This window comes from Collimonas rhizosphaerae, assembly GCF_038896935.1.
In the GTDB taxonomy this organism is placed as follows: domain Bacteria; phylum Pseudomonadota; class Gammaproteobacteria; order Burkholderiales; family Burkholderiaceae_D; genus Collimonas; species Collimonas rhizosphaerae.
Window position 1 is genome coordinate 20,753 of sequence record NZ_JBANDC010000021.1, and the last position, 19,750, is coordinate 40,502.

The 19,750-nt window shown below is 60.8% G+C and carries 19 protein-coding genes; 10 read left to right on the forward strand and 9 right to left on the reverse strand.

Translation table 11 applies throughout. The annotated features are described in order from the left end of the window. Window positions 1-213 precede the first annotated feature (213 nt). On the forward strand, window positions 214-528 hold the full coding sequence (gene ppnP, locus V8G57_RS22500) for a pyrimidine/purine nucleoside phosphorylase (RefSeq protein WP_092401123.1): 315 nt from the start codon (window positions 214-216) through the stop codon (window positions 526-528). 145 nt (window positions 529-673) lie between these two features. Here the strand turns inward: ppnP and murB are convergent, their stop codons facing one another. Continuing rightward, on the reverse strand, window positions 674-1,705 hold the full coding sequence (gene murB / locus V8G57_RS22505) for a UDP-N-acetylmuramate dehydrogenase (RefSeq protein ID WP_342831297.1): 1,032 nt from the start codon (window positions 1,703-1,705) through the stop codon (window positions 674-676). A gap of 196 nt (window positions 1,706-1,901) precedes the next feature. On the opposite strand from murB, the gene V8G57_RS22510 reads away from it, so the two are divergent. Continuing rightward, window positions 1,902-2,387 (forward strand): YajQ family cyclic di-GMP-binding protein, encoded by a 486-nt coding sequence (locus V8G57_RS22510; RefSeq protein WP_014007212.1) that lies wholly within the window; start codon window positions 1,902-1,904, stop codon window positions 2,385-2,387. A gap of 122 nt (window positions 2,388-2,509) precedes the next feature. Then, a complete protein-coding gene (locus tag V8G57_RS22515; protein ID WP_092401120.1) occupies window positions 2,510-3,145 on the forward strand; it encodes a retropepsin-like aspartic protease family protein in 636 nt (211 codons plus the stop codon). Window positions 3,146-3,206: 61 nt separating this feature from the next. Here V8G57_RS22515 and aroG read toward each other — a convergent pair whose 3' ends face one another. Next, the gene (gene aroG, locus V8G57_RS22520) at window positions 3,207-4,274 is read right to left on the reverse strand and encodes a 3-deoxy-7-phosphoheptulonate synthase AroG (RefSeq protein ID WP_092401117.1); all 1,068 of its coding nucleotides are present in this window, start codon (window positions 4,272-4,274) and stop codon (window positions 3,207-3,209) included. A 286-nt stretch (window positions 4,275-4,560) separates the two neighbouring features. Beyond that, the gene (locus V8G57_RS22525; RefSeq protein ID WP_342831298.1) at window positions 4,561-5,766 is read right to left on the reverse strand and encodes an MFS transporter; all 1,206 of its coding nucleotides are present in this window, start codon (window positions 5,764-5,766) and stop codon (window positions 4,561-4,563) included. Between the two features lie 376 nt (window positions 5,767-6,142). On the opposite strand from V8G57_RS22525, the gene V8G57_RS22530 reads away from it, so the two are divergent. The 5 genes from V8G57_RS22530 (at window position 6,143) to ada (ending at window position 9,943) form a co-directional block, all read left to right on the forward strand. Continuing rightward, entirely contained in the window at window positions 6,143-6,706 is a 564-nt protein-coding gene (locus tag V8G57_RS22530; RefSeq protein ID WP_342831299.1) for a methylated-DNA--[protein]-cysteine S-methyltransferase, read from the forward strand. After that, complete coding sequence (locus V8G57_RS22535; RefSeq protein WP_342831300.1) at window positions 6,703-7,446, forward strand: 2OG-Fe(II) oxygenase; 744 nt, start codon at window positions 6,703-6,705, stop codon at window positions 7,444-7,446. The genes V8G57_RS22530 and V8G57_RS22535 overlap by 4 nt, the downstream gene beginning before the upstream one ends. Window positions 7,447-7,456: 10 nt before the next feature. Next, on the forward strand, window positions 7,457-8,110 hold the full coding sequence (alkB, locus tag V8G57_RS22540) for a DNA oxidative demethylase AlkB (RefSeq protein ID WP_342831301.1): 654 nt from the start codon (window positions 7,457-7,459) through the stop codon (window positions 8,108-8,110). Further along, the gene (locus V8G57_RS22545; protein WP_342831302.1) at window positions 8,111-8,782 is read left to right on the forward strand and encodes a DNA-3-methyladenine glycosylase family protein; all 672 of its coding nucleotides are present in this window, start codon (window positions 8,111-8,113) and stop codon (window positions 8,780-8,782) included. It abuts the gene before it with no gap. Between the two features lie 78 nt (window positions 8,783-8,860). Beyond that, window positions 8,861-9,943, forward strand: coding sequence for a bifunctional DNA-binding transcriptional regulator/O6-methylguanine-DNA methyltransferase Ada (gene ada / locus V8G57_RS22550; protein ID WP_342831303.1), 1,083 nt, complete (start codon window positions 8,861-8,863; stop codon window positions 9,941-9,943). 21 nt (window positions 9,944-9,964) lie between these two features. Here the strand turns inward: ada and V8G57_RS22555 are convergent, their stop codons facing one another. Continuing rightward, window positions 9,965-10,336 carry a cupin domain-containing protein gene (locus tag V8G57_RS22555; RefSeq protein ID WP_342831304.1) on the reverse strand — a complete coding sequence of 124 codons (372 nt, stop codon included), beginning with the start codon at window positions 10,334-10,336 and terminating at the stop codon, window positions 9,965-9,967. Between the two features lie 39 nt (window positions 10,337-10,375). Further along, window positions 10,376-11,401: a cupin-like domain-containing protein gene (locus V8G57_RS22560; protein WP_342831305.1), complete on the reverse strand. Its 1,026-nt coding sequence runs from the start codon at window positions 11,399-11,401 to the stop codon at window positions 10,376-10,378. A 119-nt stretch (window positions 11,402-11,520) separates the two neighbouring features. On the opposite strand from V8G57_RS22560, the gene V8G57_RS22565 reads away from it, so the two are divergent. Both V8G57_RS22565 and V8G57_RS22570 read left to right on the forward strand, forming a co-directional pair. Continuing rightward, on the forward strand, window positions 11,521-12,123 hold the full coding sequence (locus V8G57_RS22565; RefSeq protein WP_092401091.1) for a nucleotidyltransferase domain-containing protein: 603 nt from the start codon (window positions 11,521-11,523) through the stop codon (window positions 12,121-12,123). After that, window positions 12,104-12,430 (forward strand): hypothetical protein, encoded by a 327-nt coding sequence (locus V8G57_RS22570; RefSeq protein WP_342831306.1) that lies wholly within the window; start codon window positions 12,104-12,106, stop codon window positions 12,428-12,430. Before V8G57_RS22565 ends, V8G57_RS22570 begins: the two co-directional genes overlap by 20 nt. A gap of 113 nt (window positions 12,431-12,543) precedes the next feature. Here V8G57_RS22570 and V8G57_RS22575 read toward each other — a convergent pair whose 3' ends face one another. The 4 genes from V8G57_RS22575 to V8G57_RS22590 form a co-directional block, all read right to left on the reverse strand. Beyond that, window positions 12,544-12,999 (reverse strand): GNAT family N-acetyltransferase, encoded by a 456-nt coding sequence (locus V8G57_RS22575; RefSeq protein ID WP_342831307.1) that lies wholly within the window; start codon window positions 12,997-12,999, stop codon window positions 12,544-12,546. A gap of 19 nt (window positions 13,000-13,018) precedes the next feature. Then, window positions 13,019-14,479 carry a metalloprotease TldD gene (gene tldD, locus V8G57_RS22580; RefSeq protein ID WP_092401085.1) on the reverse strand — a complete coding sequence of 487 codons (1,461 nt, stop codon included), beginning with the start codon at window positions 14,477-14,479 and terminating at the stop codon, window positions 13,019-13,021. A gap of 101 nt (window positions 14,480-14,580) precedes the next feature. Then, window positions 14,581-15,402, reverse strand: coding sequence for a carbon-nitrogen hydrolase family protein (locus V8G57_RS22585; RefSeq protein ID WP_342831308.1), 822 nt, complete (start codon window positions 15,400-15,402; stop codon window positions 14,581-14,583). A gap of 65 nt (window positions 15,403-15,467) precedes the next feature. Beyond that, entirely contained in the window at window positions 15,468-19,664 is a 4,197-nt protein-coding gene (locus V8G57_RS22590) for a YhdP family protein (RefSeq protein ID WP_342831309.1), read from the reverse strand. Window positions 19,665-19,750: the final 86 nt, after the last annotated feature.

Below are 19,750 nucleotides of genomic sequence, written 5' to 3' on the forward strand. Positions count from 1 at the left end.
AATCGTGGGTATCTTGTTAGGAAGATTAGCAGTTTGGATGTAAAGATTGTGTAAATAGTCGGGTTGATTGTGTAGACGGAACGTAAAATATGATTTGCATCAAAAATCCCGTACACATAAAGCCAGCATCGATCTGTTCAAGCTGCCAGTTCTAATAAGCACCATTAAAACAATGGGTTATAAAAACCAACCATGAGAAAGCATCCTTAAGTCATGAGCACTCAATTCGACAATGTATCCGTACTAAAGCAAGCCAGCGTCTACTTTGACGGCAAATGTGTTTCCCACACGGTGGTTTTCGCCGACGGCAGCAAGAAGACGCTGGGCGTGATCCTGCCGTCGTCGCTGACTTTCAGCACCGGCGCTGCCGAAATCATGGACATCACCAGCGGCAGCTGCCGCGTGCGCCAGAAAGACCAGCAAGCCTGGACCACATACAGCGACGGCCAGAGCTTCGATATCCCGGCCAATTCGAGTTTTGATATCGAGACGCTGGAAACGGTGAACTACGTCTGCCATTACGCCTGATACGCCAGGGCAAAAAAAACCCGCGATGCGGTTGCATTGCGGGTTAAATCCATTACCTTAGGGAGTGTTGGATATGAGGCATAACAGAGTTTAATTCCGTTATGTGACCCAATAATGACACATTAAGATACAAAGCGCTTGCGCCTCATACAAAAATCGGTTCCGGCTCCAGCGCCACCCCAAACTTCCCCATCACATCAGCTTGCACCGCCTGCGCCAGGCGCACCACATCCTGCCCGCTGGCGCCGCCGCGGTTGACCAGCACCAGCGCCTGTTTTTCATAGATGCCGGCTGCGCCGAGGCTTTTCCCCTTCCAGCCGCATTGATCGATCAGCCAGCCTGCAGCCAGCTTGTAACTGCCGTCCGGCTGTTGATAATTCACCAATTGCGGATGCTGCGCCAGCAAGGCCGTACGTTGCGCCGCCGTAACAACAGGATTCTTGAAAAAACTGCCGGCATTGCCGACTACCGCAGGATCCGGCAGCTTGCGGGTGCGGATTGCGATCACCGCATCGCTGATATCGCGTGCGCTCGGCTGCGCCAGTTTGCGTGCGTCCAGCTCTTGCGCCACATCGGCGTAACGCAGGTCGGGCTGCCAGCGCTTGGGCAAGGCGAAGGTAACGTCCGTCACTATGGCCCGGTCGCGCAGACTGTGCTTGAACACGCTGTCGCGATAGGAAAAAGCGCAAGCGTCCCGGTCCAGCGCCAGGATTTCGCCGCTTTCCATATCGATGGCGGTCAAGGCATGGAAGCGCTCTTGCAGCTCGATGCCGTAGGCGCCGATGTTCTGGATCGGCGCGGCGCCGACGCTGCCGGGAATCAGCGACAGGTTCTCCAGTCCGGCCAAACCCTGCGCCAATGTCCACAGCACCAGCTCGTGCCAGTTCTCGCCGGCGGCGGCGCGGACATAGACAGCATCGTCATCCTCGCCGGCAATTTCCCGGCCGCGATTACACATATGCAACACCAGCCCCGGGAAATCCTGGGTCAGCACCAGGTTGCTGCCGCCGCCCAGCACCAGGCGCGGCAAACCCGATGTAACAGCGTCGGACCTGAGCGCCTGCAGGGTTTCCAGTGAAGTAACCGGCAGATAGGCATGCGCCTTGGCGTCGATACCGAAGGTATTGTGCCGGCGCAGCGAAAAATCGAATTGGAGCGGAAGCTGGGAGATAGTCATAGCACCGGGATTATAAAGTAAGTAACCACCGCCAGCGGGCAGCCAGGCGCCCGGAGCCAGGCAGACCGGCAAGAAAATAGCGCGGCCGGACCGACACCTCGGGTTTCTTGTCCGCTAAAATGCGCATAGCTTGACGGCCGCGCCAGCCACCGGTTCCGCGGCCGGCTTTGTTTGAACATATAGAAGGAATATCACCATGCCATCATTTGATACCGTATCGGAAGCCAACCTGGTTGAAGTAAAAAACGCCAACGACCAGGCCAACAAGGAAATCTCGACCCGCTTCGACTTCAAGGGCAGCGACGCCCGCATCGAATTGAAAGAGCGCGACCTGACCGCCTATGCCGACTCGGAATTCCAGCTGAGCCAGGTGCGCGATGTACTGACCGCAAAACTGGTCAAGCGCAATGTCGACACCCGCTTCCTCGACATCGGCAAGATCGAAAAGATCGGCGGCGACAAGGTCAAGCAAGTCATCAAGATCAAGAATGGCATCGAATCCGAAGCGGCCAAGAAGATCGTGCGCATCGTCAAGGACAGCAAGATGAAAGTCCAGGCCAGCATCCAGGGCGACGCCGTACGCATCACCGGCGCCAAGCGCGACGACTTGCAGGCGGCGATGGCGATGCTGCGCAAGGAAGTGGCCGACCTGCCGCTGGAATTCAATAATTTCCGTGATTAAATTCCGTAGTTAAATTGTATCGAGGCAACATATAAGGTTATTATCCTTCTGCTGTTGCCCGCTGATCATGAAATCGGCAATACGGCGCCATCTCAACCTCTTGCCACGAAAGTCGGATACTCATGCGCCCGCTTGCCTTGATCTCCAGCCTGTTTTTGTTTGCCTCCATTACCGCCCAAGCTTCCGATATCGGCGTAGTCGGCCTGTTTCCGGGCAAGGCGGTGCTGGTCATCGACGGCTCCGCGCCGAAGACCTTCTCGGTCGGCAGCAAGGTCACCGACGACGTCAAGCTGGTGGAAGCCAACGGTTCGACCGCAACGCTGGAGGTCAAAGGCAAACGCCAGGTGATCGGCATCGGCGAATATGTCAGCCGCAGCGCGCCGGGCGCTACTTCCAGCGTCACCTTGAAAGTCAATCCGCAGGGGCACTTCGTGGCGCAGGCCCAGATCAACGGCGCGACGATGACCATGCTGGTCGATACCGGCGCCACCATGATCGCCCTGCCCGCTTCGGATGCAATGCGGCTTGGCGTCGACTACAAGAAGGGTCGCATGACCATGGTCAACACCGCCAACGGCGCGGCCCCGGCATACATGGTCAAGCTGAACACCGTGAAGATCGGCGATATTGAAATGAACCAGGTCGATGCCCTGGTGCAGGAAGCCGGGCTGCCGTTCGCGCTGCTCGGCATGTCGTTCCTGAACCGCACCGAGATGCGGCGCGAAGGCGAGATGATGGTGCTGACCAAGCGCTTCTGACAGCGCCCGGTCTTGCAGACGGGCAGGCGGATAACCCATCCGCCCTGCTCCGCTTACTTGTTCAAGCCGGATTGCTGTTCAGCAAACGGCGTTGTTTTACCGCCGCCGCCAAACCTTCCAGCACCGCCACGCTTTCTTCCCAATTGATGCAGCCGTCGGTCACCGACTGCCCATACACCAGTTCCTTGCCCGGCACCAGGTCCTGGCGGCCGGCGATCAGGTGCGACTCCACCATGACGCCGACGATGCGGTCGTCGCCCGCAGCAACCTGGCTGCCGATGTCGGCGCATACCGGGATCTGGTTTTCCGGCTTCTTCGAGCTGTTGGCGTGCGAAGCGTCGATCATCAGGCGCGATGCCAGGCCGCTGTTGGCGATATCCTTGCAAGCCGCCTCGACGCTGGCCGCGTCGTAGTTCGGCGCCTTGCCGCCGCGCAGGATGATATGGCAGTCTTCATTGCCGTTGGTCGACACGATCGCCGAATGTCCGCCCTTGGTCACCGACAGGAAATGATGCGGCTGCGAAGCGGCCTTGATGGCGTCCACTGCTATCTTGATGTTGCCGTCGGTGCCGTTCTTGAAACCGACCGGGCATGACAAGCCGGAAGCCAGTTCGCGGTGCACCTGCGATTCGGTGGTACGGGCGCCGATCGCACCCCAGCTGATCAGGTCGGCAATGTACTGCGGGCTGATCACGTCCAGGAATTCCGTGCCGGCCGGCAGGCCCAGTTCATTGATGTTCAGCAGCAGCTCGCGCGCCATGCGCAAGCCGTCGTTGATGCGGAAGCTGTTGTCCATGTACGGATCGTTGATCAGGCCCTTCCAGCCCACCGTAGTGCGCGGCTTCTCGAAATACACGCGCATGACGATTTCCAGCTCGCCCTTGAAGCGCTCGCGCTCGCCGACCAGGCGGCCGGCATATTCCATCGCCGCCTTGGTATCGTGGATCGAGCACGGGCCGATCACCACCATCAGGCGGTCATCCTGGCCATGCAAGATACGATGCAAGGCAATGCGCGAATTGGCGGCCGTCTCGGCCACCTTTTCGGAACAGCCGAATTCGCGGATCAAATGGGATGGCGGAACTAATTCTTTCATTTCTCGTATGCGCAGATCGTCGGTGCGTAGCATGTTTTTCTCCTGGCTCAAAAGTGACTGGGTATAAAAAAACCGCCATCGCTGGCGGTTTTTTAGAAATTTCGGTTTGCTCTTTACTTACGAACGCTTACCGCTTTTCACCGCCGTGGGGCTGGAATAGCTAAAGTAAAAAAAGAAATAAGCGCGTGCGAAAGACATGTTTTTCAGTAAAGGATTATTAAAATCAAGGCCAATAGTGCAGGATTTCCAGAAATTTGGCAAGGCCAGGATTACCACACCCTGCGGCAGCGCAAAACTGCAGCCGGCTGGGCTTCGCCGATCAATGCATGGCAACCGCATGCCCCGCGCCAACGATGGGCGCAATCCCATCCCGCCGATCCAGCCGTCCCGCCAGCGAAGTCAGGCCCAACGCGCCCAGCACCACGATAGCGCCGATCCAGGGAGTCGCCATCAAGCCGAGATGACTGACGATCAGGCCGCCGCCCCAGGCGCCCAGCGCAATGCCGACATTGAATGCTGCAATGTTCAGGCCGGAAGCCACATCCACCGCACGCGGCGCATGGCGTTCCGCCTGCTGCACTACATACACCTGCAAGCCCGGCACGTTGCCGAAGGCAAAAGCGCCCCAGGCCAGCACGGTCAGCACAGCCAGCCAAGGATTGGCCGCGGTAAAAGTCAGCACGAACAGGACCAGCGCCAGTAAGGTAAACACCATCTGCAATGCGCGTATCGGCCCCTTCCTGTCAGCCAGCTTGCCGCCCCAGATATTGCCGAATGCCACTGAAACGCCGTACACCAGCATGACCAGGCTCACCGTAGAAGCCGAGAAGCCGGAGACTTCCTGCAGGATCGGCGCCAGGTAAGTAAAAGCGATAAAAGAACCGCCGTAACCCAGGGCCGTGATCGCATATACCAGCAACAGCCGCGGTTTCTTCAAGACGGCAGCCTGGGTCAGCAACGATGCCGGCTTGCTGCTGGCGATATTGTCAGGCACGAGGATCCAGCTGCCGACAAACGCAATCACTCCCAGCAGCGACACTGCCAGGAAAGTCGACTGCCAGCCGAAAGTCTGGCCGATGAACGTACCGAGCGGCACGCCGGTGACCAAGGCCACCGTCAGCCCGGTAAACATGAGGGCAATGGCGCTGGCTGCCTTTTCTTTCGGCACCAGGCTGGTGGCAATGGTCGATCCGATCGAGAAGAACACGCCGTGCGCCAGCCCCGTCAGCACACGCGCCGCCATCAGCGCTTCATACCCCGGCGCCATCCATGCCACCAGGTTGCCGACAGTGAACAAGGCCATCAGGCCCAGCAGCAGATGCTTGCGCGGCACGCGGCCGGTCAAGGCTGTCAGCACCGGCGCGCCTACCGCGACACCCAATGCATAAAGGCTGACCAGCAAGCCGGCCGACGGAACGGAAACGCCAAGGCTGGCGGCAATAGTCGGAATCAGGCCAACGATAACGAATTCTGTCGTCCCGATGGCAAAAGCGCTGAGCGTCAGCGCCCAAAGTGCGAGTGGCATGATGTTTTTCCTGTTTGAAGTTTGACGCCATGCAGTTTGACGGCCGGCGCAACAAAGAAAAACCACCCCGCTCACAATACATATGTGACTGAAAATCAAATATATGCGAAATTTGATGTAAATTCCGCACAAAACTCCCCGAGCACCAAGGCATGCAGCCCGCATCCAAACAAATAGGGTCAGAGTCGAATTATTCAAAACTCCCCGAGCACCAGGGCATGCAGTCCGAATAAATAGGGTCAGAGTCGAATTGTTGACCGGTCAACAATTCGACTCTGACCCTATTTAACATTACTGAATTCGACCGCAAGAGCCGGAGTGCGACGGTTCGGTTGCCTGCCTAGACTGGGAACCATCAACCACTTTGGAGTAAATCATGGACACATTGCACGGCACTGCCTCGACAGGGCTCTATTTGAGGCAACCCGATACTGTCGTGGAAGAGCAGATCCGCTACGCCGTCGGCGACGGTCCACTGGGGAAATTCCTGGCGGCCCAGAGCTCGCACGGTATCTGCGCCATCATGTTCGGCGATAACGAACAAGTCCTGGCCAGCGAACTGGCGCGCAGCTTCCCCAGGGCAAAGCTCGCCCTGAGCTACTACGCGCTGCGAGGATTGATCACGGAAATCAATACCGCGATAGCCTGGCCGGAATACCGGCTGAGCCAGCCGCTGGACATCGGCGGCACCGGTTTCCAGCAGCAAGTGTGGCAGGCGCTGCTGGAAATTCCCCCGGGCGCCACCGCCAGCTACCAGGACATCGCCAATCGCCTCGGCAAGCCCGATGCCGTGCGTGCGGTGGCTGGCGCTTGCGGCGCTAACCTGCTGGCGCTGGCCATCCCCTGCCACAGGGTCATCAGGCAAGACGGCGACATCTCGGGCTATCGCTGGGGCGTGCAACGCAAGCAGGCGCTGCTGCGGCGCGAGGCGCGGGCATGAACGCCGTCGCGCGCCGCGCCGTGCCGGACGGCGGCGCCATCGCCGACCGGCTCAACCGCATCGATTGGGAAAACGTCTACCAGGACCTGGACAACTACGGCAGCGCCCTGCTGCCGCGCCTGTTGACGCCAGAAGAATGCGCGGCGCTCATCGCGCTCTATCCGCGCGACGATATCTTCCGCAGCCGGGTGCTGATGGAACGCCACGGCTTCGGACGCGGCGAGTACAAATATTTCAGCTATCCCTTGCCCGACCTGGTCGGCGCCATGCGCACCGGCCTCTATCCATTGCTGGCGCCGCTCGCCAACCGCTGGCACGAAACCATGGATATCGGCGTCCGCTTCCCGCAACGGCATGCCGATTTCATCGCTCGTTGCCACGCGGCGGGACAACTGCGTCCGACGCCGCTCATGCTGCAATACGGCGCCGGCGACTACAACTGCCTGCATCAAGACCTGTACGGCGAACACGTGTTTCCCCTGCAGGCGGCGATCCTGCTATCCGAACCTGGCCGCGATTTCAGCGGCGGCGAATTCGTGATGACCGAGCAAAGGCCGCGCATGCAATCGCGTCCCGAAGTCATTCCCCTGGTCCAGGGCGACGCTGTCGTGTTTGCCGTCCACAATCGCCCGGTCCAGGGCCAGCGCGGCGCATATAGGGTAAATTTACGGCATGGCGTCAGCCGCATCCGCTCCGGGTCGCGGCACACGCTGGGCGTGATTTTCCATGACGCCTTATGAAGAGCATCACATGACTTTAGATTTGTTCGACACCGAGGAATTGTCCGATAACCGCCAGCAGCAACTGGCGCAAGATGCGGTCGTATTGCGCGCTTTCGCCACGCCATACGTAGCGCAATTGCTGCCGCAGCTGGAAGCAATCCAGCAAGCATCGCCGTTCCGCCACCTGGTGACGCCGGGCGGCTTCCGCATGTCGGTAGCCATGACGTGCTGCGGCGCTCTCGGCTGGACCAGCGACCGCCGCGGCTATCGCTACAGCGCTATCGATCCCGACAGCGGCCGCCGCTGGCCTGCCATGCCCGACGTTTTCTTGCAGCTGGCGCAAGCCGCCGCAGCGCAGGCCGGATTCGACGGCTTCCTGCCGGACGCCTGCCTGATCAACCGCTACCAGCCGGGAACCAGGCTGTCGCTGCATCAGGACAAGGATGAACAGGACTACGACGCCCCCATCGTTTCTGTCTCGCTGGGCATCCCCGCGATGTTCCTGTTCGGCGGCCATGAGCGCAGCGACAAGGCAGCCCGCGTGCCGCTGTTCCATGGCGATGTCGTGGTCTGGGGCGGCGTCGACCGGCTGCGCTACCACGGCGTGCTGCCGCTGAAGGAAGCCGAGCATCCTCTGCTCGGCGGACAAAGGATCAACCTCACTTTTCGCAAGGCTGCCTAAATGCCTGGTTCAACCATGATCGCCGCGGACACATCCGGGAACGCCTACTCTGAAGCCGAGCAATTCCTCTCGGCGCTGGATTCCGACTGGGAGCGCCACATCGCCCATGTCGGCCCGTGCCGCCACGCCGCCAAACCGGCGCGCGATCCCTATCAAGCCCTGGTGCGGGCGATTGCCTACCAGCAGCTGCATGCGCGCGCCGGCGACGCCATCCTTGGCCGCATGCTGGCGCTATATGCCGGCACGCCTTTTCCAAGCGCACGGCAATTGCTGGATACGCCGGTCGATGTCTTGCGCGGCTGCGGCTTCTCGGCCGGCAAGATCGCCACTATCCACGGCATTGCCCAGGCTGCGCTGGATGGCGTCGTGCCTCTGCGCGCCGACGCTGCGGCCATGAGCGACGCCGCCCTCATCGAACGGCTGACGAGCCTGCGCGGCGTCGGCCGCTGGACAGTCGAGATGTTCCTGATCTATACGCTGGAGCGCATGGATATCCTGCCGGCCGACGACTTCGGCGTGCGCGAAGGCTATCGCCGCCTGAAGAACCTGCCGCAGGCGCCGACCAGGAAACAGATCGGCGACATCGGCCTGGCCTGGAGTCCATACCGCACCGTGGCCGCCTGGTATTTGTGGCGTTTTCCGAAAAATCCGCCGGCTAATGATATGGTCTGAATTCGACAGCAAGACTCGGAGTGCCGCGCCCCCGACGCCTTGCTAAAGTACAGCTACGATATCCAACCGGAAACCGATATGCGACCGCTGACACAATACCAACACACCGCCAGGCAGGCTGCCGAACGCGATCCGCGCTGGGCAGCGGTGCTGGCGCGCGATCCGGCTGCAGACATGCAATTTGTGTATGCCGTCAAGACCACCGGCGTGTATTGCCGCCCGAGCAGCCCGACACGCCTGCCGCGCCCCGAAAACGTCGAGTTTTTCGATACGCCGGAAGCAGCCGAAGCAGCCGGCTACCGGCCCAGCAAACGCGGCGCCGACCAGACCTCGGTGGCGGCCCATCACGCCGAACTGGTAGCAGCCGCCTGCCGCCGCATCGAGCGCGCGGAGGAACTGCCGAGCCTGGAAATGCTGGCCGCCGACGCCGGCCTCAGCCTGTTCCATTTCCATCGCGTGTTCAAGGCCGTCACCGGCTTGACGCCCAAGGCTTACGCCAACGCTCACCGGGCAAAAAAAGTGCGCGACCATCTCAGCCACAGCCATTCCGTCACCGAGGCGATCTACGACGCCGGCTTCAATTCCAACAGCCGTTTTTATGAAGCTTCCGGCAAAGTGCTGGGCATGACGCCGACCGACTACCGTGCCGGCGGCGCCAACACCGATATCCGTTTTGCGATCGGCGAATGTTCACTGGGGGCGATCCTGGTGGCGCAAAGCGAACGCGGCGTCTGCGCCATCTTCCTGGGCGACGATCCCAACGCGCTGGCGCATGACTTGCAGGATAAATTCCCGCGCGCGCACCTGATCGGCGCCGACCATGACTTCGAGCAGCTGGTGGCGCAAGTGGTGGGTTTCATCGAAGCGCCTGCCATCGGCCTGGACCTGCCGCTGGACGTGCGCGGCACCGCTTTCCAGCAACGCGTGTGGCAGGCGCTGCGCGACATCCCGGCCGGCAGCACCACCAGCTACGCCGAGATCGCCGCCCGCATCGGCTCGCCCAAGGCGGTACGCGCCGTCGCGCAAGCTTGCGCCGCCAACAGCCTGGCAGTGGCGATTCCCTGCCATCGCGTGATCCGCAGCGACGGCAGCGCCTCCGGCTATCGCTGGGGAGTGGAACGCAAGCATGCGCTGCTGGAGCGTGAACAAAACCCAGCGTGATGCAGGCCCGCAAACCTGCTATCAGACCGGACGCAGCTGCTCGGCCAGCGAGCGCGTTTTGTCGCTGACGACGTCGCCGGTATGCAGCGTCGTTTTACGTTCGATCAGCATCAGGTGGCACTCTTCCTCCGCCACGGGGTTATGCCGCACACCCTTGGGCACGACAAACATCTCCCCTTCGCCCAGTTCAACCGTGCGGTCTTCCATTTCGATGCGCAGGCGGCCTTTCAGGACCAGGAACAGTTCGTCTTCCTGATCGTGGCTGTGCCAGGCCAGGGAGCCTTTTACCTTGGCGACCTTGACGTAAGAATCGTCAACCTCGGCGACTACGCGCGGCGACCAGTGTTCTGTCAATGATGCGGCTATTTGCTGCGGCGAGCTGACGTCTGACATGATTTTTCCAGTTGATGAAGGTTGAGCACCGCCCGTCCGTTACGGGCCTTTCAGTTTGTTCGCCAGGTAGCTCCGCACCTGCTGTTCCTGCTCCGCCGACATGTCGCCCAGGACGCCATGCCGATGCGGCGGAATGTGCGCGGTCAAATCTTGGCCGGAGTCGAACACATAATGGTTGAAGATGCTGGCCCAGGCCTGACGATAAGCCGGGGCGCGTTTTTTCAGGTTGACCAGCGCCAGCATCAGGCTGTCGGAGCCGGAATGGATGGAGTCGGCAGTGCCGACCGCGCCACCCCACCAGTAGTTGACCAGGATATTGCATGCCTGCAGCGATTCGACATGATGCCACCACAGCGGCGGTATGTAGAGCGCATCGCCCGGCTCCAGCTCGGCCGCCTGGGCTGCCTTCAGGGCCTCCCTGAACTTGGGATACTTCTCGAAGTCCGGCTCGTTCAGCGCCACCATGCTGATCGGCGCGCCGGTGGGTGCGAAATCCAGGGGTCCGATGTAAAGATTGCCGATCTGCTCCGGCGGGAACAAGGTAAACCGGCGCCTGCCGCTGACCACGCAGGCGATATTATGGGCATCGTCGAAATGCGCGGGCGTGGTGACGGCGTTGCCTATCCATATCCTGGGGATGACCTCGGGGCCAAGCACCGACAATGAATTATCGTCCAGGAAACCCGGCAGGCAATTGGCGATCAGTGCGCTCTGCGCCGCAACCGCGGGCGGGTTGGCAAACTGCCGGTAACGCAGCAATTGCTCGACGATGGCGGAGACCGGAAGTCGGTTGCGCAGGTAGTTGAAACCGTTCATGGCTTCATCGTAGAAGATGCGGCCCTTGGCTTGCGGCGGCGTCATGATGGCGTCGACGTCGCTGCCGCTATCCAGCTTCGTCAGGTAGCCGCAAATCGCTTCGGTAGAGGTTTTGGCCAGCTGCACCGCCGGCCAGTGTTTGACATAGCCGCGCAGGACCACCGGCTGGTATTGGGTGGCGATCTCTTCCTTGAAGATGCGGTCGTCAACATCGTGTCGTTCCGCAATCGCTTGCAAGCTCTGGCTCATTCAGCTTCCCGGTTAAAGACGGCGATCAATTTGCCTGAGGAGGATAACCCGATTTGAGCTGGCGAGCCAGAATGCAAAGCAGCTTTACAATACCCAAATAGGGTATTAACATTCCATTTATGGGTATCAATTCAATCGGATTGGCAGATGCGCTTTTTTCCAAGGTACAGCAGCGAGTGCTGGGGCTGCTGTTCGTCAATGCAGAGCGCAGCTTTTATACAAACGAGATTGTGCGATTTGTCGATTCAGGAATCGGCGTCGTGCAACGCGAACTGGAAAAGCTGACCGCATCAGGATTGGTGACAACCAAAAGAATCGGCAACCAGAAACATTACCAGGCGAATCGCGAGGCGCCGATTTTCGAGGAACTGCGCGGCATCATGCTCAAGACAGTCGGCCTGGCGGACATTTTACGCGCCGCGCTATTGCCTCTATCCGATAAAATTCGCACAGCTTTTATTTATGGCTCTATTGCCAAAGGCAGCGACACGGCAAAAAGCGACATCGATATATTCATCGTCAGCGACCATGTAGCTTACGCAGATTTGTACACCTTGCTAAGCGACAGCGAAGCGAAGCTTGCGAGGCCGGTGAATCCCTCGATTTATTCAATGCAGGAACTGGAACGTAAGCTAATGGAGAAAAATGCTTTCGTGCTGCGCCTATTGGAGCAGCCGAAAATTTTTCTGCTAGGCTCTGCGGATGTCCTCCCAGAATCTTGAAAACCTGTTCAAGACCGGCAATCTGAAATCGGAACCGGCGAACCAGGGCGAATTCAACGGGTTGCTGCGCTCGGCGAAAGCCCGGCTGGCCGATTCCGCCAACACCAGCCTTGCCGTCGAGAGTCGTTTCGACCTGGCGTATAACGCGTCGCACGCACTGGCGCTGGCTGCCCTGCGCTGGCACGGCTACCGCTCGGATAATCGTTATATTGTTTTCCAATGCCTGGAACACACTCTGCGAATAAAACCGGAAATCTGGCGCGTGCTAGCGTTATGCCATCAGCGGCGCAATGTGCGCCGAGTATGAAGGCCATCTTGAGGTAGGCGATCAATTACTTGCCGAACTGATTGCCGCCACGGATCTGTTGCAAAGGAAAGTCGAAGCATTGGCGCCAGTCAAGCCGACACCCGCGTGACAGATCACTGCGCGGCCGGCGCAATCATGTGGATGTGTGAAATGCCGTCTTCGTCGTACAGCTCGCCAACCGGCTGGAAGCCAAAACTGCCATAAAAACGCTGCAAGTGCGCTTGCGCGCCGATCTTGACCTCATGCCCCGGGAACAGCCTGGCGGTTTGCGCCATTGCCTGCCGCATCAGTTCGTGGCCGGCGCTCTTGCCGCGCAGCTCGGGCGCGGTCACTACCCGCCCGATCGACGGCAGGTGGAACGCCTTCCCCGGCGGCACGATGCGCGCGTAGGCGCCCAGTTCGCCGTTCGGCAGGTAACCCAGGCCATGCCAGGAATACAGGTCGACGCCGTCGGCATCCTGGAATACGCAGGTCTGCTCCAGCACGAACACGCGCTGCCGCAATTGCATGGCTGCATACAATTGCACGGTGCTCAGCTCCTGGAACGGCAGCCAGTGCCATTCCATCATGGTTGCTTCAGCCATCGCCTTAAGCGGTGCCGCCGACGGTCACGCCGTCAATGCGCAGCGTAGGCTGGCCGACGCCGACCGGCACGCTCTGGCCTTCCTTGCCGCAAACGCCGACGCCGGGATCGAGCTTCATGTCGTTGCCGATCATGGAGACCCGGTTGAGCACGTCCGGGCCGTTGCCGATCAGCGTGGCGCCCTTGACCGGATAGGTGACCTTGCCATTTTCGATCATGTAGGCTTCGCTCGCCGAAAACACGAACTTGCCGTTGGTGATATCAACCTGGCCGCCGCCGAAATTGACTGCGTACAAACCGTTCTTCACCGACGCCAGGATTTCCGCCGGATCCTTGTCGCCGGCCAGCATGTAAGTGTTGGTCATGCGCGGCATCGGCAGGTGGGCGAACGATTCGCGGCGAGCATTGCCGGTCACCGGCATCTTCATCAGGCGCGCGTTCATGGTGTCCTGGATATAGCCTTTCAGGATACCGTCTTCAATCAGGGTGGTGCACTGGCTAGGATTGCCTTCGTCGTCGATATTCAACGAACCGCGGCGGTCGGCAATCGTGCCGTCATCCACCACGGTAACGCCCTTGGCCGCCACCCGTTCGCCGATGCGGCCGGAGAAGGTGCTGGAGCCTTTGCGGTTGAAATCTCCCTCCAGTCCATGGCCGATTGCTTCATGCAGCAGGATACCGGGCCAGCCAGGTCCAAGCACCACGGTCATCGGACCTGCCGGAGCCGGCCGCGCGTCCAGGTTGACCAGCGCCGAGGCGACTGCATCGGCCGCGTACTCCTCCAGCAAGGCATCGCTGAAATAGCTGTAACTGTAGCGTCCGCCGCCGCCGCTGCTGCCGGTTTCGCGGCGCCCGTTCTGTTCGACGATGACGGTCACCGACAAGCGCACCAGCGGCCGGATATCGGCAGCGATCACGCCGTCGCTGCGCGCCACCAGCACCACATCGTATTCGGCGGCCAGGCCGGCCATCACTTGCACCACGCGCGGATCCTTGGCGCGCGCCATCCGCTCTACCCGTTCCAGCAGCTTGACCTTTTCGGTGGCGTCCAGCGACACCAGCGGATCGTGCGGCAGGTACAGCGAGCGGCCGCCGCTTTGCGCCATGCCGGCAGCGATCTTGACCTTGCCGGCGCCCTGGCGCGCGATGGTGCGGGTAGCTACCGCCGCATCGTGCAAGGCGCGTTCGGAAATTTCATCGGAATAGGAAAACGCAGTCTTGTCGCCGGAGATGGCGCGCACGCCTACTCCCTGGTCGATGGAAAAACTGCCGGTCTTGACGATGCCTTCTTCCAGGCTCCAGCCTTCGCTCTTGGTGAACTGGAAATAAAGATCGGCGTAGTCGACCTTGTGCGTGAACATGGTCCCCAGCGCTTTCAGCAAGCTCGATTCGTCCAGCCCGAACGGGGTCAGCAGGATATCGCGTGCAATGGCTAAAGTACCGAGGTTTGGTTCGAATGGTTTCATTGGTATTCCGGTTTTACTGTGGTGTTGGTACGGATTGTAGAGCATCCGAGGCGGGGCTGGCCTCGACGGCGAAAATAGTCATATCGTATTGCCAATTATTCCTATAATTTGCGATGCAGCAATGCTGGCAGGCTATCCCGCACTCCCTTAAGGAAATGGGGGTCGATACTGCCGCTGACAAGGCCCTCGCCTTCCGCCAGCACCGATTTAATTTCGCCCCAGGGGTCGATCAGCATGCTGTGGCCCCAGGTGCGCCGGCCGTTGGGGTGTTTGCCGCCCTGCGCCGCCGCCAGCACGTAACACTGGTTTTCGATGGCACGGGCGCGCAGCAGGATTTCCCAGTGCGCCTTGCCGGTGGTGTAGGTAAACGCCGCCGGCACCACGATCAGGGCGCAATCTCCCAGCGCCCGGTACAGCTCGGGGAAACGCAGGTCATAGCAGACCGACAAGCCGACCTTGCCGAACGGCGCCTGGAAACTGCCGGTGTCCTTGCCGTAGACGATGGTGCGCGCCTCGTCGTAGGATTCTTCGCCCTTGCTGAAGCTGAACAGGTGGATCTTGTCGTAGCGGCTGGCCAGCCGGCCGTCGGGATCGTAGACCAGGGTGGTGTTGAGCACCTTGCCGGCTTCATCGGCAATCATCGGCAAGGTGCCGCCGATCAGCCAGATACCGTATTCTTTCGCCAGTTGCGCCATGAAAGCCTGGATCGGCCCTTCGCCCAGGATTTCAGCGCAGGTCAGCTTGTCGGTGTCCACCATGCCCATGATGGGCCAGTATTCGGGCAGCAGCGCCAGCTGCGCGCCCTGTGCAACCGCCTCAGCGACCAGGCGCCGCGCGGTGTTGAAATTTTCTTCCAGCACCGGCGTCGACACCATCTGGATTGCGGCGACATTGAAACTGGCTGGGCTGAGTGCTTGGTTCATTGTGCTGGCTCCTGTGCTGGGGCAGCTGCCGGAGCGGCTGCCTGGATAACTGCTTGGCTGGCTGCTTAGCGGCCGGACGACAGGTCGGGGGTGCCGGCCGCCGGCGTGTCGGTCTTGTGGTCCAGCTTGGTCACGACCGGATCGGTCCAGCCGCCGGTAATATTATATTCAAAGGTGAAGGCCCGCATCAGCGGGTCGCGCAGGAACAGCTGCGCCAGGAAAGTGCCGATGCCGATCACCGGATTGATCGCCAGCGCCACCACCGAAGCGGTGCCGGCATTGATTTCCGGCAGCACCGCAACATGCAGGTCCTGGGTCTCGCGCGCGATATCGGCGACGCCATCCATCAGCACCGTGGCGCTCACGCCGCGCATCTTGAAATTGTCGGTATGCGCCTTGCCCTGGGTGATCGAAGCGGTGCCGACCACGCTGTCGAAAGCGAAACCTTCAGAAAAAATATCGCGGAAATCCAGGGTCAGGCGGCGTGGCAGCGATTGCAGGCTGAGCACGCCGAGCAGCTTGGCGGCGCCGGGATCGACCTTCAGGAACTGGCCGGCCGCCATGTCCAGGTTGATCTGGCCGGACAGCGACGGGATATCCATGGTGAACGGCAACCCCTTCCAGCTGACTTCGCCATCCATGCGTCCCTTGGCGGCCCGCAGCACATGCGCAAAACCGAAGCGATCCAGCAGCTTGCCGGCGTCGGCGATATCCATGGCGTAGGTCAGGCTGGTGGTGTTGTCGCCGTTGACGGTGGTCCATTTGCCGTCGGCCTTCAATTCCGCATCGGGATTCTTGATCGACAGCTTATGGATGCGCCATTCGTTGCCGACATTGGCGCGCACGTTGTTGGCGCTCAGTTCAAGCCGCCCGAGCTTCTTGCCCAGCAGCTGGAAATCCTCGGCGATGATGTCCAGCCCTGGAATCTGGGTAGAGCCGCCCTTGCCTTCCAGCACGTCGCCGACATCCGTCTCGCCGCCTTGCGGAATGATCAGCGAAGACAGGCGCGCGGTCACCTTGCCCAGGCCGCGGCCCGATGGCGCGGCATTCCAGGTGACGTAGCCCGAAGCCTGCCTGGAATCGATGTTGACCTGCCAGGCGTTTTTCTGATGGGTAGCGCCCAGCACCACATTGTCCAGCGTCTTGCCCAGCAGGACCAGCTGGCCGGCCTTGACCGACACCAGGTTCGGTTCGGCATACTGCGCCAGGCCGGTCAGGGGTGTTTCCTCGCCGGCCTTGGCGGCGCCATCTTCGTTCAAGGCGCCGGCCAGGTTGTTCCAGGCGTCGACATTCAAGGTCTTGGCATTCATGTTGATCGCCAGCCCGCTATCCGGGTCCGGCGCCGGCGCATTGATGCCGATGCCGCCGCGCAGGATTTTCCAGTCGGCCGGTTTACCGTTCTCGGCGGCGCTCTTGCCGAGCGGCTTCTGCCGCTGGTAACGCGCAACGACGGCCGATCCCAGCGCCAGCTTGAGTTCGTCGCGCGCCATCGCCGCATCGTCGGAAGCTACGCCCAGCCACTCGAACTTGAGCGGCATCGCTTCGCTGGCGCTCTTGCGCAAGGGTTCCGGGAAATCCAGGCCGATGCCTTGCAGGCTGGATTCGACCACCAGCTCAGGATGATGCTCTCGGATCGCCACGGTGGCGGTATAGCGGCTGCTGCCGCTGGCGTGCGACAGCAGCTTTTGCATCGACGCGGCCGGATACATGGCGCGCAAGCCGTCGGCGCCGGCGCTGCCTTCGATCTTGATCACAGTCTGGCGATCGGCCTGGGTGCCGCCGCTGGCTTGCACCGGCCCGCCCAGCAGGCTGCCTTTGATGCCGTTCAGGTTGAAGCCCTTTTCATTGAATTCAAGCTGGCCGGTGGCGTTGGCGATAGGCGGGATGATCTTTTGCAGGACCACGTCATTGTTCTGGAATTGCAGCACGCCGGTGACCTTGGCGTCGATCACATGCGCCAGCGGCAGTTGCAGGTTCAACTGCAGCTTGGCATTGCCCTTGGCTTGCGATTCGCTGGTGAAACCGTCGATCCAGTGCAGCACCGGACTATTGTTGGTGAACTGCACGAAATTCTGCAAGGCGCCGGCGGCGGTGCCGTCGATCAGCAGCATCTCGTCATGCGACGCCAGGTCCGGCACTGTCGCCGTCACGTCGCTTACCGTCACCGCCGAGGTTTGCGCGGTGGCGGCTTTGATCTGCAAGCGCGTACGGTCCACCGCAAACGTGCCTTCGATCTTTTCCAGCAGCGGCCACAGCGGCTGCTTGCCATCCTGGCCGACGTGGGAGGGGTCGTATTCCAGCGTGCCGTTTTCTATCTTGCCGGCGACGCTGAATTCGCCTTTCGGTTTAGCGTTCGCGGTGTCCGTGTGAAACGGGAAATCGGCCAGGTCGCCCTTGAGCCTGATCGTCACGTCTTTCGCCTTGCCCTCCTTGAGCGCGCCGACCAGCCAGTTGCGCAAATGCTCGGGGGTATGCAGCGGCAGGTAAGTGCCGATTTTCTTGAGGTTGAATTCGCTGATGCTGCCGGTCATGTCGATCACCCCCAGCGCGACGCCGTGGCGGTCTTGCAGCGGCAGCAGATGCGTGCCCGAGAGCGATCCCGCCAGGCCGTCCTGGACAAAATCCATGCTGTCGATCTGCAGCAGCACATTCTTTTGCTGGAAATGCCAGCGCGCCTGCATGTCGAGCTTGTCGAAGGGCAGCAGCGGCGTATCGAAGAAGCCGGGCAATTCCAGCTGGGTTTTTTCCGATTTCAGGCTGACGCTGCCGCCGTCCTGGTTGGCGTCGACACTGCCGCTCAGGTTCTCGATCCCCGGAATGCCAGGCACCGCGGCTTGCGCCGGCTGGCTGGCGGTCTTGGGCTGCGCCGCATGCGGCGCCTGGGCGTTGACGGTCAAACCGTCGAACTGGCCTTTGGCGCTGTACGACACGATTGCCGGATAAGCGCCCTGCCACTGCGCGGCAAAGTCGCGCAACTGGCCGCGTGGCGCAAAATCGTCAATCATCTTGATCTGCGCGGCTGTCAGCGGCAAGCGCTGGGCGAAACTCGCCAATGTCTGCAAATCCAGCTGTTTGGCTTGCAAGCTGTATTTTTCCGCCTGCTTGCCGCGCGCCGGCGCATAGGATTCGCTGATGGTGGTGCGCGGCAGGCTCAGGCCGTCCGCGGTTTTCAGGGAAAAATCGGTGAGCGTCACGGCATGGCCGTTGGCGCCGAAGGTCGGCGCGCCATCTTGCGGCGCCGGCCCCAGTTCCTCATGCGCGGAAATGCGTCCGCTGATATTCGCCAGGCTGAGCGGCTGCAGGTCGGGCCGCAGCTGCATGGCCAGGTCGTTCAGCTCCAGGTCGGCGGTAAAGTTGCTGACCTTGGCATGGTCCAGGTCAAGCCAGGCTTGCACCGCGCCCTTGCCCTGGCTGATCTCGAAGGGATAATCGAAGTAAGGCTTCCACACCGTCAGGTCGGCATCGTGCAGGTTCGCGTAAAGGGTGCCGGTCCAGCGCTTGAAATCGGCGGTCTTGTGGGTAAATACCGGATGGACAAAATCCGCCCGCAGATCCAGCGGCGCCGCAAATGAGGCAGGCGGCGTCGCCCGCGCCGACAGCTGATGGCGGCGCCAGCGGTTTTGCAGCACCAGGTCGATATTGGCCAGGACCAGCTCTGGCGCCTTGCGCAGGTCGTCGCGCCAGCGTACCTGGCCGCCGCGGATCACGATCTTGCGCTGGGCCAGCAGCCATTCGGCGCCGGCGCCGTCGTTTTCCTGCTTGGAGTTGACCAGGATGCCGGCGACGAACAGGTTGCCCTGGGCATCGCGCTCGATTTGCAAATCGGGTTTATTGATCTCCAGCGAAGCCAGCCGCACCGCCCCCACCAGCGCCGAACGCCAGGAAATGGTGGCCGCCACCTGCGGCAGCGTCAGCGCCGGCTGGCCGCCCTTGTCGTGCACCACGACGTTGTCCAGCACCAGGCGCGGCTGCAAGCCATGCCAGGAGGCCTGGATCGTGCCGATCGAAATCGGATTGCCGACTGTCTTGCTGACGATATGCTCGACCTCGGCCTTGTAGTAGCCGACGTTCGGCAGCACTACATAACGCAAACCCAGGAACAGTCCGCAAAACAGAAAATACGCCACCACCACCAGCGTCAGCAAAGCCCCCAGCAGATGGTGGGTGACCAGGTTAACGTGTCTATAGGTGGCGATCCCAGCGCGCCAGCAGATTTGAAGCTTGCTGGCCGGCGGCGGGATTTTTGCTTGTTCTTCCAACATCAATCAGAATGGGTAAAATTAATCATTGTGAGACAGCGGCTAGGGCCTGTTACTCTGTCCCCCAACTGAGCAGGGATAGGAAGTAA

Bases quoted from the DNA above. Each gene is read 5' to 3' on its own strand.
- ada (WP_342831303.1), top strand. From the start codon at position 8,861: ATGCGACCGCTGACACAATACCAACACACCGCCAGGCAGGCTGCCGAA.
- V8G57_RS22510 (WP_014007212.1), top strand. From the start codon at position 1,902: ATGCCATCATTTGATACCGTATCGGAAGCCAACCTGGTTGAAGTAAAA.
- V8G57_RS22545 (WP_342831302.1), top strand. From the start codon at position 8,111: ATGCCTGGTTCAACCATGATCGCCGCGGACACATCCGGGAACGCCTAC.
- V8G57_RS22530 (WP_342831299.1), top strand. From the start codon at position 6,143: ATGGACACATTGCACGGCACTGCCTCGACAGGGCTCTATTTGAGGCAA.
- murB (WP_342831297.1), bottom strand. From the start codon at position 1,705: ATGACTATCTCCCAGCTTCCGCTCCAATTCGATTTTTCGCTGCGCCGG.
- tldD (WP_092401085.1), bottom strand. From the start codon at position 14,479: ATGAAACCATTCGAACCAAACCTCGGTACTTTAGCCATTGCACGCGAT.
- V8G57_RS22585 (WP_342831308.1), bottom strand. From the start codon at position 15,402: ATGAACCAAGCACTCAGCCCAGCCAGTTTCAATGTCGCCGCAATCCAG.
- V8G57_RS22515 (WP_092401120.1), top strand. From the start codon at position 2,510: ATGCGCCCGCTTGCCTTGATCTCCAGCCTGTTTTTGTTTGCCTCCATT.
- V8G57_RS22565 (WP_092401091.1), top strand. From the start codon at position 11,521: ATGGGTATCAATTCAATCGGATTGGCAGATGCGCTTTTTTCCAAGGTA.
- aroG (WP_092401117.1), bottom strand. From the start codon at position 4,274: ATGCTACGCACCGACGATCTGCGCATACGAGAAATGAAAGAATTAGTT.
- V8G57_RS22560 (WP_342831305.1), bottom strand. From the start codon at position 11,401: ATGAGCCAGAGCTTGCAAGCGATTGCGGAACGACACGATGTTGACGAC.
- ppnP (WP_092401123.1), top strand. From the start codon at position 214: ATGAGCACTCAATTCGACAATGTATCCGTACTAAAGCAAGCCAGCGTC.
- V8G57_RS22590 (WP_342831309.1), bottom strand. From the start codon at position 19,664: ATGTTGGAAGAACAAGCAAAAATCCCGCCGCCGGCCAGCAAGCTTCAA.
- V8G57_RS22555 (WP_342831304.1), bottom strand. From the start codon at position 10,336: ATGTCAGACGTCAGCTCGCCGCAGCAAATAGCCGCATCATTGACAGAA.
- alkB (WP_342831301.1), top strand. From the start codon at position 7,457: ATGACTTTAGATTTGTTCGACACCGAGGAATTGTCCGATAACCGCCAG.
- V8G57_RS22535 (WP_342831300.1), top strand. From the start codon at position 6,703: ATGAACGCCGTCGCGCGCCGCGCCGTGCCGGACGGCGGCGCCATCGCC.
- V8G57_RS22570 (WP_342831306.1), top strand. From the start codon at position 12,104: ATGTCCTCCCAGAATCTTGAAAACCTGTTCAAGACCGGCAATCTGAAA.
- V8G57_RS22525 (WP_342831298.1), bottom strand. From the start codon at position 5,766: ATGCCACTCGCACTTTGGGCGCTGACGCTCAGCGCTTTTGCCATCGGG.
- V8G57_RS22575 (WP_342831307.1), bottom strand. From the start codon at position 12,999: ATGATGGAATGGCACTGGCTGCCGTTCCAGGAGCTGAGCACCGTGCAA.